Annotated in this window: 7 protein-coding genes, 2 tRNA genes and 3 rRNA genes; 9 read left to right on the top strand and 3 right to left on the bottom strand. The window is 42.8% G+C overall.

Translation table 11 applies throughout. The annotated features are described in order from the left end of the window. Positions 1 to 12 precede the first annotated feature (12 nt). The 3 genes from hflK to B155_RS13420 all read left to right on the top strand — a co-directional run bounded on the left by hflK (position 13) and on the right by B155_RS13420 (position 3,914). Complete coding sequence (gene hflK / locus B155_RS0111415) at positions 13 to 1,011, top strand: FtsH protease activity modulator HflK (RefSeq protein WP_018128395.1); 999 nt, start codon at positions 13 to 15, stop codon at positions 1,009 to 1,011. Between the two features lie 10 nt (positions 1,012 to 1,021). Further along, positions 1,022 to 1,969, top strand: a complete 948-nt coding sequence (gene hflC / locus B155_RS0111410; RefSeq protein WP_018128394.1) for a protease modulator HflC — start codon at positions 1,022 to 1,024, stop codon at positions 1,967 to 1,969. Between the two features lie 199 nt (positions 1,970 to 2,168). Continuing rightward, positions 2,169 to 3,914, top strand: a complete 1,746-nt coding sequence (locus tag B155_RS13420) for an ATP-binding protein (RefSeq protein ID WP_169331301.1) — start codon at positions 2,169 to 2,171, stop codon at positions 3,912 to 3,914. Here the strand turns inward: B155_RS13420 and B155_RS13685 are convergent. From B155_RS13685 to B155_RS0111390, 3 genes are all read right to left on the bottom strand, one after another. Further along, on the bottom strand, positions 3,911 to 5,161 hold the full coding sequence (locus B155_RS13685) for a paraquat-inducible protein A (protein ID WP_018128392.1): 1,251 nt from the start codon (positions 5,159 to 5,161) through the stop codon (positions 3,911 to 3,913). The two genes, B155_RS13420 and B155_RS13685, sit on opposite strands and share 4 nt — an antisense overlap. A gap of 62 nt (positions 5,162 to 5,223) precedes the next feature. Next, complete coding sequence (locus tag B155_RS0111395; protein WP_018128391.1) at positions 5,224 to 6,531, bottom strand: ABC1 kinase family protein; 1,308 nt, start codon at positions 6,529 to 6,531, stop codon at positions 5,224 to 5,226. Then, complete coding sequence (locus tag B155_RS0111390; RefSeq protein ID WP_018128390.1) at positions 6,528 to 7,247, bottom strand: hypothetical protein; 720 nt, start codon at positions 7,245 to 7,247, stop codon at positions 6,528 to 6,530. Before B155_RS0111390 ends, B155_RS0111395 begins: the two co-directional genes overlap by 4 nt. A gap of 108 nt (positions 7,248 to 7,355) precedes the next feature. Here B155_RS0111390 and B155_RS0111385 point away from each other — a divergent pair, with 108 nt between their 5' ends. From B155_RS0111385 to rrf, 6 genes are all read left to right on the top strand, one after another. Continuing rightward, positions 7,356 to 8,102 carry a queuosine precursor transporter gene (locus B155_RS0111385; protein WP_018128389.1) on the top strand — a complete coding sequence of 249 codons (747 nt, stop codon included), beginning with the start codon at positions 7,356 to 7,358 and terminating at the stop codon, positions 8,100 to 8,102. 915 nt (positions 8,103 to 9,017) lie between these two features. Beyond that, positions 9,018 to 10,553, top strand: a 16S ribosomal RNA gene (locus B155_RS13410). Positions 10,554 to 10,686: 133 nt separating this feature from the next. Then, positions 10,687 to 10,760, top strand: a tRNA-Ile gene (locus B155_RS0111370). A gap of 15 nt (positions 10,761 to 10,775) precedes the next feature. Continuing rightward, positions 10,776 to 10,849: transfer RNA gene (locus B155_RS0111365), tRNA-Ala, on the top strand. A gap of 350 nt (positions 10,850 to 11,199) precedes the next feature. Further along, positions 11,200 to 14,077: ribosomal RNA gene (locus B155_RS0111360) — 23S ribosomal RNA — on the top strand. Between the two features lie 120 nt (positions 14,078 to 14,197). Beyond that, positions 14,198 to 14,306: ribosomal RNA gene (rrf, locus tag B155_RS0111355) — 5S ribosomal RNA — on the top strand. The 16S, 23S and 5S rRNA genes sit together here with 2 tRNA genes alongside, the layout of an rRNA operon. Positions 14,307 to 14,369 lie beyond the last annotated feature (63 nt).

The following is a 14,369-nucleotide window of genomic DNA, read 5'->3' as shown; positions in this document are numbered from 1 at the left end:
TCAGTTAAGCATATGGCTCAACAAAATGATTTCTCATTCAATGTGCCGCCGGAATTTGAGAAATTCACAAAAAATATTCGGCTAATTATAGTAGGGGTCGTAACTGTTATGACCATTTTCTCATCATTCTTTACAGTTGAAACGGAAGAAGTTGGTGTTATTATGCGCTTCGGTGAATATGTAGGCGAAGCTAGACCTGGTTTAAATTTTAAAGTACCCTTTATCGATCAGGTTGAATACGTGCCTGTTCAAAGGCAATTAAAACAAGAATTCGGATACAGAACAACTTCTGCGGGTATAAATTCAACCTATGCAAAAGCGGGATATGTGGACGAATCCTTAATGTTAACTGGAGATCTCAATTTAGCCGATGTAGAGTGGGTAGTACAGTTTAGAATCAATAACCCTTATAACTATCTATTCAAAGTTAGAAACGCAGATGAAACATTACGAGATGTTTCAGAAGCGGCTATGAGGCAAATTGTTGGAGACAGAACGGTAAACGAAGTACTAACCGTTGGGCGTGCTGAAGTGGCCTCTCAAGCAGAAATTCTTATTCAAGGCATGAGTGATGAGTATGAGTTAGGAATTAAAATTGAGCAAGTCGTATTGCAAGATGCTAATCCGCCAGATCCTGTAAAGCCATCTTTCAATGGCGTTAACGAGGCAGAACAGCAACGTGAGACTTTAATTAACCAAGCACGAGCGGACTACAACCGAGTTATTCCTCGCGCTGCGGGTGAAGCAGAGCAAACTATACAGCAAGCAGAAGGTTATGCTCTTAACCGTGTGAATACCGCACAAGGGGAAGTATCGAGATTTAATGACCTTTATACAGAGTATATGAAAGCTCCTGAGGTGACTAAAACTCGAATTTTCCTAGAAACTATGGAAGATGTGCTGCCAAAGATGGGCAAAAAGATTATTACCGATGATAAAGGGAATAGTGTAATACCATTATTACAGTTACAAATGGACGGTGCCAAAGTTAATAATCAAAACAACAACTAAGGATATAATCATGAAGAAGATTAACGGAATTGGATTATTAGCGATACTTGGGATTGTTGGTTTTATACTGATGAACTCTATTTTCATTGTAAATGAAAAAGAACAAGTAATTATTACTCAGTTTGGTGATCCACAAGGGGAAGCAATTACAACACCGGGTCTAAAATTTAAAACTCCATTTTTAGAAGACGCTAATTATTTTGAGAAGCGATATTTGGAGTGGGATGGCGATCCTAATCAGGTTCCTACAAAAGATAAGGTGTTTATATTTGTGGATACCTATGCTAGATGGCAGATTACAGATCCTCTTAAATACTTTGAACGCCTAGGAAATGAACGTGGGGCATTATCAAGGTTAGATGATATTCTCGATGGGGAAACAAGAAATGCCGTTGCATCTCATAACTTAGTTGAACTCATACGTTCATCAAATAGAGAAGCAGCAACTGAAGGCGTTATAGCAGATATCGTGAATGACTCTTTAGAAAACATCTCTGTAGGTAGAGATAAAATTCAGGAGGAGATTCAGGAGTTAGCCAATAAAAGAGCTGAAGATCTTGGAATCGTAGTTTTAGACTTTAGATTCAAAAGAATCAATTATGCCGAAGAAGTTCGTCGAACTGTTTACGACCGTATGATCTCTGAACGGAATAGAATCGCAGATAAGTTTAGATCAGAAGGACAAGGTGAAGCTTCACGAATAAATGGTGAGAAAGAACGAGAATTGAAGCGTATTCAATCTGAAGCTTTTAGAGAAGCTGAAACCATTCGTGGTAAAGCTGATGCCGAAGCCGCGTCCATTTACAACAGTGCTTACAATAAAACACGCCAAGCTCGAGAGCTGTATGCGTTTATAAAAAGCATGGAAGCATACTCAAAAACAATTGACAAAGAGACTTCACTTATCATCTCAACGGATAGTGAGTTCTATAAATATTTGAATTCTATAGATAACTAATAGTTGTTTCAAATTGTTAAGAAGCACCAGCTAATTTAGTTGGTGCTTTTTTTTTGGCATTTAGTGCCGATAATAATATTTATAGGGATAGGTAAGTATAGAGGCACTTACATACATCTACAGGCAGTAATAATTTAGTAGCTATATAGGCACTTTTTATTACATTGCGTGCGATTCATACTGAACTAAAGAGACGAAATTGAATATCCGTAAAATATTTCCATCAAGTGAAAAAAGCATGAGAATTGAATTCATGCTTTTCGAAATCACACTGTTATTAACGGTATTCATTTTCCTATTCTGGGCAGCATTTGCCATTATTGCAAAATACAATCTGATTATTCAGTCTATATATTCCTTAGGCTTTGTGGTATACACAGGTTTATATGTGCTTCATAAAAAAGGGGTAGGCTTTACAAAACTATCCACCACTTATTATATTACTGCTTTTGCTCTATTAGGTATAGCATGGTTGCCTTCGGGAGGTGTTACAGGTGCCATCTTATATTTCGTCATACTTCTATATATCTCAGGATTATTAGTACTTCCACTTCGAGCATATATACTATTTGTATCCGCCATCGCAGTGATGGTTTTGGGCTTTACCATATATGAATATTTATTCCCCCAAGCTTCTAATCAATACCCAGATAAATTATCTCAAATAAGAGATCTGTCTCTAACCAGTGTTATTACAATAGCTACATTAGGAATTGCACTCTACATCTTTAAGAAATCATATATATCCGACAGGGAAAAACTGAGTAAAGCCGTGTTGGATTTAAAGTCAGAAAAAATTCGGGCTGAAGCCGCTGACGACACAAAATCCCAATTTTTGGCCACTATAAGTCATGAAATGAGAACCCCACTCAATGGTATAGTTGGGATTACTGAATTACTGGAGGAAACCAATCTCTCTGATGAACAAAGAGAATTGGTTACAAATCTAGCCTACAGTAGTAATATGCTGAATAGTTTAATTGGGGATGTTCTAGATTATACTTTACTCGAAGATCGAAAATTGGTGCTTCAAAACAACGAGATCCATATTCAGAAAGAGTTAAAGAATTTGGTAGATATGTTTAAGCCAAAAATTGACTCAAAGAATAAACGCATTGAGCTAAAGTTTGAATATGATTCGGAGATTCCAGAAATCGTAATTGGGGATGTAACTCGCCTTCGCCAGATACTAGTAAATTTGGTAAATAATGCGGTGAAGTTTACGAATGAAGGATATATACATATTAAGACTCGTTTTATAGCTGAAGAAGAAGATATACAAAGAGTCAGGTTTACTATAGAAGATTCTGGTATTGGTATATCAGAGCAAGACAAGGCCTTACTTTTTACGAAATTCTTTAGAGCAAAAACCAACGACAAAGTAGAGGGGACAGGATTAGGCTTGGCAATCTGTAGAGGACTCATTGACCTAATGAATGGAGCCATTTATGTAGATTCCAAACTCGGAGAAGGATCTACCTTTACTATTGAAATTCCATTTAGGGCCTATGAAGATAAATCGGTGCAAGAAGTTAAAGACCATAAAGATAAAGAGTGCTTTGCTGGCTTGAAAATTCTTATCGCAGAGGATGTTTTGGTGAATCAATTAGTGCTTAAAAAAATGCTAGAACACCTTAGTGTGACCGATGTTGAAATTGTTGATAATGGGGAGGACGCCGTTGAAAGAGCAATATCAGATAATTATGATTTTGTATTGATGGATATTCAGATGCCAAAGCTAGATGGTATGGATGCTTCGGAAAAGATTACAGAATACTATGCCGACAAAGAACATAAACCTAAGATTATAGCGGTTACGGCAAATGTGATGAAATCGGATTTAGCGCGATATGCAGAGGTAGGCATAATAGATGCCGCAACGAAACCACTTAATACACAGATGATTCGAGACTTGTTAAGCAAGTACCGCGACGTTCAAGTCTAAAAATCTTTGCCGTACATTATTTTGTGGGAAACAAGATTGCTCAATACAGCAAACGAAGTAAAGAAGTAAAAGCCCACTTCTAAGCTAGATGCATTTGTGGTCATCATATCTACATGCGTAACGATCGTTTCTAGATCTTTTAACTGCTCAGAAATTATCCCGCTGAAACCTATATATGCCATAAATATGGCTACCACCATCACATCCGCCATCGACCATTTTGCCGTTTTAAACACAAGAAACTTAATCCACTTTTGTTCTCGGTATTCAGGCTTATATAAATAAATAGTAGACGCTATTAATTTACTAACGGGAAATAATACACTAAAGGAGAACACAAGTATCCCTACAAGAACCACATCAATTTTAGCATTTAAGACCATTAGAGAGACTACCTCTAATATGCTTTTACTTTTGAAATACAGTACTTGGTCGGTAAATGAGATGGTCTCACCAAGGAGCTGAAAATTCATTTCTGAAACACGGGCGTCAATGTTAATCATCGGAAGTAATAATCCCACCCCTAAAAGAACGGCACAGATGATTGTGAGAAGTAAATAATGAATGGGTTTATGAGAACTTGTAAAAAGCAGGTATACAAATAGGATGATAACCGATGAAAATATAAAGATCGAAAAAGGGAGTCGTTGGGCTCTTTTTTTATCAATCCGGCTTTTGATGCCTTGAATAGCTTCTTCCTTGGTATCATATCCGTATTTCTGCAGAATCAAATTGTAGGAACTATAATCTACCTCAGAAAAGGTTTTATCTGAGTACTCCTCCATTTTTTTAATTAAGAACTCTTGGGCCAAAGCTCGGTTTTCAGGATCTCGGATAAACCTAATAATGCTTTCTGTGATAACGGGGATGTCTTCTTTCATAACCCCAAATACATCCGTTAAAGAAGCTACATTCTTTTTGATGAATCCTTTAACACTGCCTGAGTTATGCTCATTGAAACTCTCCTCTAATTCATCCACGGCACTATCTAAAAAAGAAGATATACGTTCTCTTAGCTCTTCCTCTCTGTCTTGCTCCAGCTCAAACTCATTAATTCTTCTGGATATGATTTCTGTTAACTCGGCTTTCCAAACATCCACATTAAACAATCCATACTTCACCATGGAGAGTTCAATAAGCTCTTCTTGCAAGGTTCGCTTTTGCGATTCTATGATATATACATAGGATGCCGTTGCAGTTAATACTCCAAGAAGTATTGATAGAACTATGGTTTTATATGGTTTCAAATAAGTATTTGGCTTGGTTAAGTTTATAACTTACAATTTGAAGGAGGTGTCTTCAAATATATTTAGAAACTTATATCTAAGAGTTTGCTTAGGATGTTTTTGCTCTTTTCGGTGTTAATCTGCGCTTTTAGTTTAATCAGTAGATTATAAAGCCCTACATGTACTTTAGTAGTATATATAAAGTGTTTGTTCCCCCTAGGTTCATTAGATAGGGGGGCGTCTTTCGTGAAATGCCGGATGGTGTTATCAAATTCAGGATCTCCGAAATCAAATACTTCTTGAGTATATGGACGCGAAAATGTGAGCCCATAATTCTTAGCAAATTCGAAATAAGGTTGGTCCGTATCCCCATCGGAGGAATTCTGTTTTAAAACTTCCAACCGTTCAAAAAGACTCCGAATTGCTGCATCGTCATTTTTTAAATGGGTGGGTAGAAGTTCTAGGTAATCTCGGAAGAATTTGACGGGAAATTTTTTCACGCAACCAAAATCGATTACTCCTAATCGCCCATCATTCATAAATAAGAAATTCCCGGGGTGGGTATCGGCATGGATATAGTCGTGATCTATAATCTGTTCATGAAAGAAGTCCCAAAGTAACTGCCCAAAGTGGTTCCGTTGCTCCTGCGTAGGGTTTTCAGCTATAAACTCATTAAGATGTCGGCCATCTAAAAAAGTCATACATAGCACTTTAGAAGTAGAATACTCTTCAATCCATTGTGGAGTTACCACATTTATATGAGTAAATCGCTTGCTGAAATGTTCAATTTGTTGCCCTTCGTGTAAATAATCGGTTTCAAGTAGAAGAGTATCACGAATTTCATCGAAATAGGGATCTATATTGGAACCCTTTTTAACCAGTCGTTTAGCAAAGCCTTTTGCCATTACAAGGTCTGAGTCAATGGTATCTCTTACATTCGGGTACTGAATCTTTATGGCTACACGTCGCCCATCCTTTAACTCTGCTTTGTGAACTTGCCCAATGGAGGCAGCGGCAAAAGCAGTGGCATCGAATGTAGCGAAGAGTTGCTCAGGATAACCGCCTAATTCTCGTTTTATGATTGAGCGTATAAGGGCTTTGTTGATTGGAGGAACCGAGTACTGCGCTTGACTCATTACCTCGGCGAATTCATCGGGTAATATGCCTTGGTCCATACTCATGCCTTGAGCAATTTTGAGGGCAGTACCGCGAAGCTTAGTAAACTCTTTAAATACTTCTTTGGCATTTTCTTGGTGAAAACTTCTTTCGTCTTCTACCTTGCCCGATACTTTATTCTTCAAATAACGCTGGGCATAATTGGTACCAACTTTGAGCCCTGTTTTTGCAATTATTTTTCCTCGTTCATATTTGGAGGATGGGAAATCACTCATGATGTAGGTTCATTCTGATTAGAAGATTCATCTTTATTTGTGAAGTAATCTTTAATGCAATCACCAACTATAGGTATGCGATTTCCTAGCCCAGCATGAACCACTAGATATTTAGTAAGATCAAATCCCTTGTCTATAATCTTACTGTATGACAGCTCTTCTAGAAATGCTGTGAGTTTATCTACCAGTGCAAACGTCTTTTCTTTACCCTCAGAATCATCGTTTAGCCAAAAATTGACTACATATAAATACTCTTTTGCAAGAAACGAGAACACTCTATCACCCATCATAAAACCAGAGCTTACAGAAATATGAGGGTCGCTTAGGTAGAATTCTTTGATGAGTAAGCTTATTTCATGATGAAACTCTGAGTGAGTCCCCTTTTTTAATATGGTCTTATAAAAACTTTTTTGAACGAATTCTCTTTGTTCATCTATTACATCGAAGGAGGTATATATAAAGTTGGATAATTTTTCACTCAAGGTATAAGAGTCAAAATCATCAATTTCAGAAATCATCATTCTATATTGGTAGACAATGGAAGGGTAGTAGAATGACAGAATGGATTTCTTCTCTGGGAAAAGAGTGTAGATGTCGGATGCAGTGAGCCCAGTTTCCTTAATAAGATTCTTCATGGAAACCTGGCCGGTACTCATATAGAGATCTATAGCCGTATATGAGATTTCAATTTTATTTTTGATAGATTCAGGAGTCATTGTTCAAATTATATAGGTAGAACTGTTCTGTAAGATCAAGAGTTCATCGGCTACGTATTCTAACTATAATTGTTCATTAGGTTTCTATTATTAATAAACACGAAGTAAATGAGTCAAAACCACCAACGCGATATACTGTTCTTAACACTTTCGGGAGTGTTCCTTACGGCGCTTGTTCTAGGTAATGTAATAGGTACTACAAAGTTTGTTACCATCTTCAGCTTTAATATGCCCGAGTGGTTACAGGCTATCACTCCATCTTTAGTACGAGATGGTAGTTTATATACGATGAGTGTACCTGCCGGTGTGATTGCCTATCCGTTTACCTTTTTAGCAACCGATTTGATTTCCGAATTGTTTGGTAGAAAAAAAGCTCAGCTTGTAGTTTGGGTAGGTTTCTTCATGAACTTCTTTATGCTTTTTTTGATGACCGTGAACCACTGGTTGCCAAATACGAATGGAGTAAGTGGCGGTCTTGATTTGTTTGAAGGTGTCTATGAGTTCATGATTGGAAATACGATTGCAAGTATGGTGGCCTATCTTACAGCCCAATCTGTAGATGTAAGATTGTTTCATTATTGGAAGAAAAAAACAAAGGGAAAACATCTTTGGCTGCGAAATAATGCATCTACCATGTTTAGTCAATTAGTAGATTCAACAGCCATCATTCTTATTCTATACTTTGCAAATAATCTAGGCCCGAACATAAACACAATTGGAGCGGCAGTAATACTAATAGTAAACTCGTATCTCTTTAAGTTTTTCTTCGCTCTCTTTGATACGCCACTTTTTTATATAGGGGTCCACTTGCTTAAGAACTTTGATGAGGATCCTGAGAGGAGTAGTGTAAATTAATTGATAAATGTAAATAATGTATTAACTATGAGTAACATCATAGTGAGAATAAACTCTATAGTGTATAGTCCAGAAACCGAGTTTTAAGATTAACATACATAAGTAGTATTATGGGAAATAAGCATCCTATCCTCTTACTAGTACCGATCCTGATTGCCTTGGTGTACTTTTATTTAATGTCGAGATATGTACTAGATGTCAGAAACGCTTCAATAGGTATAAATGCGTTTCCTTCGACGATGTTAGATTGGTTCGCGATTATAGGAGTAGCAATTTTTGTAATCTTATCAATATTAGGTGTGATTTCAATTTATCGAATCTTGAAAGTTCAACTACACCATAAAAGATAACTCTGTCAGTACCGGTAGATTCGTAAAGTGGCTATTGTACTTGAATCCATTCCAGAGTTCTCTAGAATAATTGAATGAAAAAGGTATAATTTTTTTGATGTACTTTTTTAAGTAAGAATCCGACAGCTCAGAAAAATCATAGAAAATTTAGAGGCTCAGTAACTCTGATAGAAAATCAGAATAAAATGGGGGCAGTTCTGGAAAACAGAATTAAAAGTGGTTGAGAAAAAGGGAAAGAAATTAGGTTGAATGGGAAAAGAATTTTTAGTGAAATCGCCTCTATTGATACGTATGAGGCGATGCGAAAAAAAAGAGCAAAAAAAGACAAAAAAAATGGAAATAAAACTTGCCCTAGAGTAGAAAAATCCCGTATCTTTGTAATCCTGTTGAGGCAACGAAATCGCTGATTAAACAACTCGTTTTGATCAGCTTTTTTTATCTCAAAAAGGCAAAGTTCTTTGGACATTATTGAAGCATAAGACAGATTGTTTGTGCGAGCTTATGAAGTTATTCTTTTGAATGATGGAGTGTAGGACCGAGCTCACAGAGTATATATAAATTATTTACAATGGAGAGTTTGATCCTGGCTCAGGACGAACGCTGGCGGCGGGCTTAACACATGCAAGTCGAAGGAGAAGGTGACTGCTTGCAGTCACTGGAGACTGGCGGACGGGTGAGTAACGCGTAGCTAACCTGCCTTTAGCTGGGGGATAACATTCCGAAAGGGATGCTAATACCGCATAATGCAGCGGGGCCGCATGGCCACAGTTGTTAAAGGTTTCGACCGGCTAGAGATGGGGCTGCGTACTATTAGTTAGTTGGTGAGGTAACGGCTCACCAAGGCGATGATAGTTAGGGGGTCTGAGAGGATGATCCCCCACACTGGGACTGAGACACGGCCCAGACTCCTACGGGAGGCAGCAGTGAGGAATCTTGCGCAATGGGCGAAAGCCTGACGCAGCCACGCCGCGTGCCGGATGAAGGCCCTATGGGTTGTAAACGGCTTTTGAGGAGGAAGAACGACTGGATTTCGATCTGGTGTGACGGTACTCCTTGAATAAGCACCGGCTAACTCCGTGCCAGCAGCCGCGGTAATACGGAGGGTGCAAGCGTTGTCCGGAATCATTGGGTGTAAAGGGTGCGTAGGCGGGCTATTAAGTCTGGGGTGAAATCTTGCCGCTTAACGGTAAAATGGCCCTGGATACTGGTAGTCTTGAGTGTAGAAGAGGTAAGTGGAATTCGTAGTGTAGCGGTGAAATGCATAGATATTACGAAGAACATCAGTGGCGAAGGCGGCTTACTGGTCTACAACTGACGCTGAGGCACGAAAGCGTGGGGAGCGAACAGGATTAGATACCCTGGTAGTCCACGCTGTAAACGATGCATACTAGGTGTTGGCCTTTCGGGGCCAGTGCTGCAGTTAACGCATTAAGTATGCCACCTGGGGAGTACGTCGGCAACGATGAAACTCAAAGGAATTGACGGGGGCCCGCACAAGCGGTGGAGCATGTGGCTTAATTCGATGCAACGCGAGGAACCTTACCTGGGCTAAATCCACAACGCTACCTCTGGAAACAGAGGGTTTCTTCGGAACGTTATGGAAGGTGCTGCATGGCTGTCGTCAGCTCGTGCCGTGAGGTGTTGGGTTAAGTCCCGCAACGAGCGCAACCCCTGTAGTTAGTTACCAGCACGTAATGGTGGGGACTCTAGCTAGACTGCCTACGCAAGTAGTGAGGAAGGTGGGGACGACGTCAAGTCATCATGGCCCTTACGTCCAGGGCTGCACACGTGCTACAATGGATGGTACAGAAGGTCGCCACTCAGCGATGAGGAGCAAATCTTTAAAACCATTCTCAGTTCGGATCGGAGTCTGCAACTCGACTCCGTGAAGTTGGAATCGCTAGTAATCGCGTATCAGCAACGACGCGGTGAATACGTTCCCGGGCCTTGTACACACCGCCCGTCAAGCGATGGAAGTCAGGAGTACCTAATGTCGGTGAGCCAACCCTTTGGGGGGCAGCTGCCTAGGGTAAGCCTGGTAACTGGCGCTAAGTCGTAACAAGGTAGCCGTACCGGAAGGTGCGGCTGGATCACCTCCTTTCTAAGGAGAGCAACGACGTTTTACACGAGCTCGTAACAAACAATCTGTCCTATGCTGCAAAATGGAAAGCAGAGCAGTGGAGGTAGCCTGCGGCCAGCGCGTAGCTGGTGAGGTGCAACCGCCCAAGTAATTGGGGCTTGTAGCTCAGGTGGTTAGAGCGCACGCCTGATAAGCGTGAGGTCGGAGGTTCAAGTCCTCCCAAGCCCACTTTTCCAAAGAGAGGGGGCTATAGCTCAGCTGGCTAGAGCACCTGCTTTGCAAGCAGGGGGTCCGGGGTTCGAATCCCCGTAGCTCCACACATTTTTAAGGTGGCCGGGCGCGAGGCGCAGCCGCTGTGGATGGCATAATAGAGTGAGTGGGTTGGCAACAACCCCGGTCTTATGCGCGATAATTAATGAATATTGTTGGTTGGCCCTTGCGGGTGCAACTGGCCCTACCGCGGGGTACGCGGAGTTCTTTGACATGGTGAAAAAGTATAACAATGTAAGGTTTGATGAGGATTCTCATCAGACCCAGTATCACGTATTATGTACGTGATGCGCCTAGGGTAGCTGCGAGAGGTGTAGTACTTCTCGCGGCCCACAAAAACAAGCTCAAATAACTGCGTATGCTTGTGCGCCTCGCGAGGGGTCGTGCAAGTCATATAAAATAAGCAATGAAGGGCACACGGTGGATGCCTAGGCATGCAGAGGCGAAGAAGGACGTGTAAAGCTGCGATAAGCTGCGGGGAGTTGCAAAAGAACTTTGATCCGCAGATTTCCGAATGGGGCAACCCACTCTAATTTATTAGGGTATCCTTTCGAGGAGGCATACCCGGGGAACTGAAACATCTAAGTACCCGGAGGAAGAGAAAACAATAGTGATTCCCCAAGTAGTGGCGAGCGAACGGGGAGGAGCCCAAACCATGTCCTACGGGGCGTGGGGTTGTAGGACCTGCGTAATTCAAGTAATCTTAAATCGAAGCTGTCTGGAAAGCAGCGCCACAGAAGGTGAAAGCCCTGTAGGTGTACCGATTATTTGAAGGCGGGTATCCTGAGTAGCGCGAGGCCGGTGAAACCTTGCGTGAACCAGCCGGCACCATCCGGTAAGGCTAAATACATCTGCATGACCGATAGTGAACCAGTACCGTGAGGGAAAGGTGAAAAGAACGCCGAGAAGGCGAGTGAAATAGTACCTGAAACCGTGTGCTTACAAGCGGTCGGAGCAGCATTTATGTTGTGACGGCGTGCCTTTTGTATAATGAGCCTACGAGTTGCTCCTGTTGTGCGAGGTTAAGCCCCTTAGGGGTGGAGCCGTAGCGAAAGCGAGTCTGAATAGGGCGTGCAGTACAGCGGGGCAGACGCGAAACCAAGTGATCTATCCATGGTCAGGGTGAAGCGGTGGTAAGACACCGTGGAGGCCCGAACCGGTTGACGTTGAAAAGTCTTCGGATGAACTGTGGATAGGGGTGAAAGGCCAATCAAACTTGGAGATAGCTCGTACTCCCCGAAATATATTTAGGTATAGCGTCTGGTTTTGTCTCACCGGAGGTAGAGCACTGATTAGGCTAGGGCCCTTCACCGGGTACCAAACCTAGACAAACTCCGAATACCGGTGACGAGCCGCCAGGCAGTCAGTCGCAGGGTGATAACGTCCTGTGGCGAGAGGGGAACAACCCAGACCACCAGCTAAGGCCCCTAAATACAGGCTAAGTTGATCAAAGAAAGTTGAGTTGCTCAGACAACTAGGAGGTTGGCTTAGAAGCAGCCATTCCTTTAAAGAGTGCGTAATAGCTCACTAGTCAAGCGACTCGGCGTCGATAATAAGCGGGCATAAGTCTGTTGCCGAAGCTGTGGGATTGAAAGATCGGTAGGGGAGCATTCCAGTGGCGTTGAAGTTGTCTCGCGAGAGATGGTGGAGCGACTGGAAGCGAAAATGTAGGCATGAGTAACGATAAGACGGGTGAAAAACCCGTCCACCGTAAACCCAAGGGTTCCTGATCAACGCTAATCGGATCAGGGTTAGTCGAGACCTAAGGTGTACCCGGTAATGCCGGGGAAGCCGATGGCAAAGCGGTTAAATATTCCGCTACCGCGACCAACGCGTGGCTAAGGCGTGACGCAGAAGTGACACTCCCGCGTGCTGACGAATGCACGTTAAAGGGCGTAGGCCAGGAGATAGGCAAATCCGTCTCCTATTAAGGCTGAAACCTGACAGTACCTGGATTCTTCGGATGAAGGGATAGTGGAGGTAATCATGCTGCCAAGAAAAGCGTCGTAGTTTGTTGGAAGCGCTCGTACCCCAAACCGACACAGGTGGGTGAGGAGAGTATCCTCAGGTGCTCGAGTAATTCATGGCTAAGGAACTAGGCAAATTAGATCCGTAACTTCGGGAGAAGGATCCCCTGACTTTGTCAGGGCGCAGTGAAAAGGCCCAAGCGACTGTTTACCAAAAACACATGTCTCTGCTAAGCCGTAAGGCGATGTATAGGGACTGACACCTGCCCGGTGCTGGAAGGTTAAAGAAGGGGGTTAGCTTCGGCGAAGCCCTTGACTGAAGCCCCAGTAAACGGCGGCCGTAACTATAACGGTCCTAAGGTAGCGAAATTCCTTGTCGGGTAAGTTCCGACCTGCACGAATGGTGTAACGACTTGGGCACTGTCTCGGCCATGAGCTCGGTGAAATTGTGGTATCGGTGATGACGCCGATTACCCGCAGCGGGACGAAAAGACCCCGTGAACCTTTACTACAACTTTACATTGGCTTTAGCTGTAATATGTGTAGGATAGGCGGGAGGCTTTGAAGCGGCGTCGCCAGGCGTCGTGGAGCCATCCTTGAAATACCGCCCTTGTTACAGGTGAAGTCTAACCCTTACGGGGGAACAGTGTATGGTGGGTAGTTTGACTGGGGCGGTCGCCTCCTAAAGAGTAACGGAGGCTCCCAAAGGTACCCTCAGCACGGTTGGCAATCGTGCGTAGAGTGTAAAAGCATAAGGGTGCTTGACTGCGAGACATACAGGTCGAGCAGGCACGAAAGTGGGGTTTAGTGATCCGGTGGCACCGCATGGAAGGGCCATCGCTCAAAGGATAAAAGGTACTCCGGGGATAACAGGCTTATCTCCCCCAAGAGTTCATATCGACGGGGAGGTTTGGCACCTCGATGTCGGCTCATCGCATCCTGGGGCTGGAGAAGGTCCCAAGGGTTTGGCTGTTCGCCAATTAAAGCGGTACGCGAGCTGGGTTCAGAACGTCGTGAGACAGTTCGGTCTCTATCTGCTGTGGGCGTTGGAATATTGAGGAGGGCTGCTCCTAGTACGAGAGGACCGGAGTGGACGAACCGCTAGTGTACCTGTTGTGTGGTCGCATGCATCGCAGGGTAGCTATGTTCGGAAGTGATAAGCCGCTGAACGCATCTAAGCGCGAAGCACGCTCCAAGATAAGTATTCCCTATGAGCCTCCTGGAAGACGACCAGGTTGATAGGCGGCAGGTGTACGCATGGTAACATGTTTAGCCGAGCCGTACTAATTAGGCCATTGGCTTTGTTTATATGGCTTGCACCGCCACCTCGGCGGGCAAGTGCAGTAACAGCTCTTGTTATACTTTTTCTTCACCCCGAGCAATCGGGGACATGTCAAAGAACTTACTTTTTTTATTGAATCATTTTTTGAAGGTGGCCATTGCGCAGGGGTCCCACCCGTTCCCATCCCGAACACGGAAGTTAAGCTCTGCAGCGCCGATGGTACTGCAATCGTGGTAGAGTAGGTCGCCGCCTTCTTTTTATTTTTTACCCTAAACCCTTTATTCACACCGAATAAAGGGTTTTTTTATGCCCTTTAGT

The organism is Balneola vulgaris DSM 17893, from assembly GCF_000375465.1.
Lineage (GTDB): Bacteria > Bacteroidota > Rhodothermia > Balneolales > Balneolaceae > Balneola > Balneola vulgaris.
Note: the sequence above shows the minus strand (reverse complement) of the source record. Positions and strands in the feature narration are given on the sequence as shown.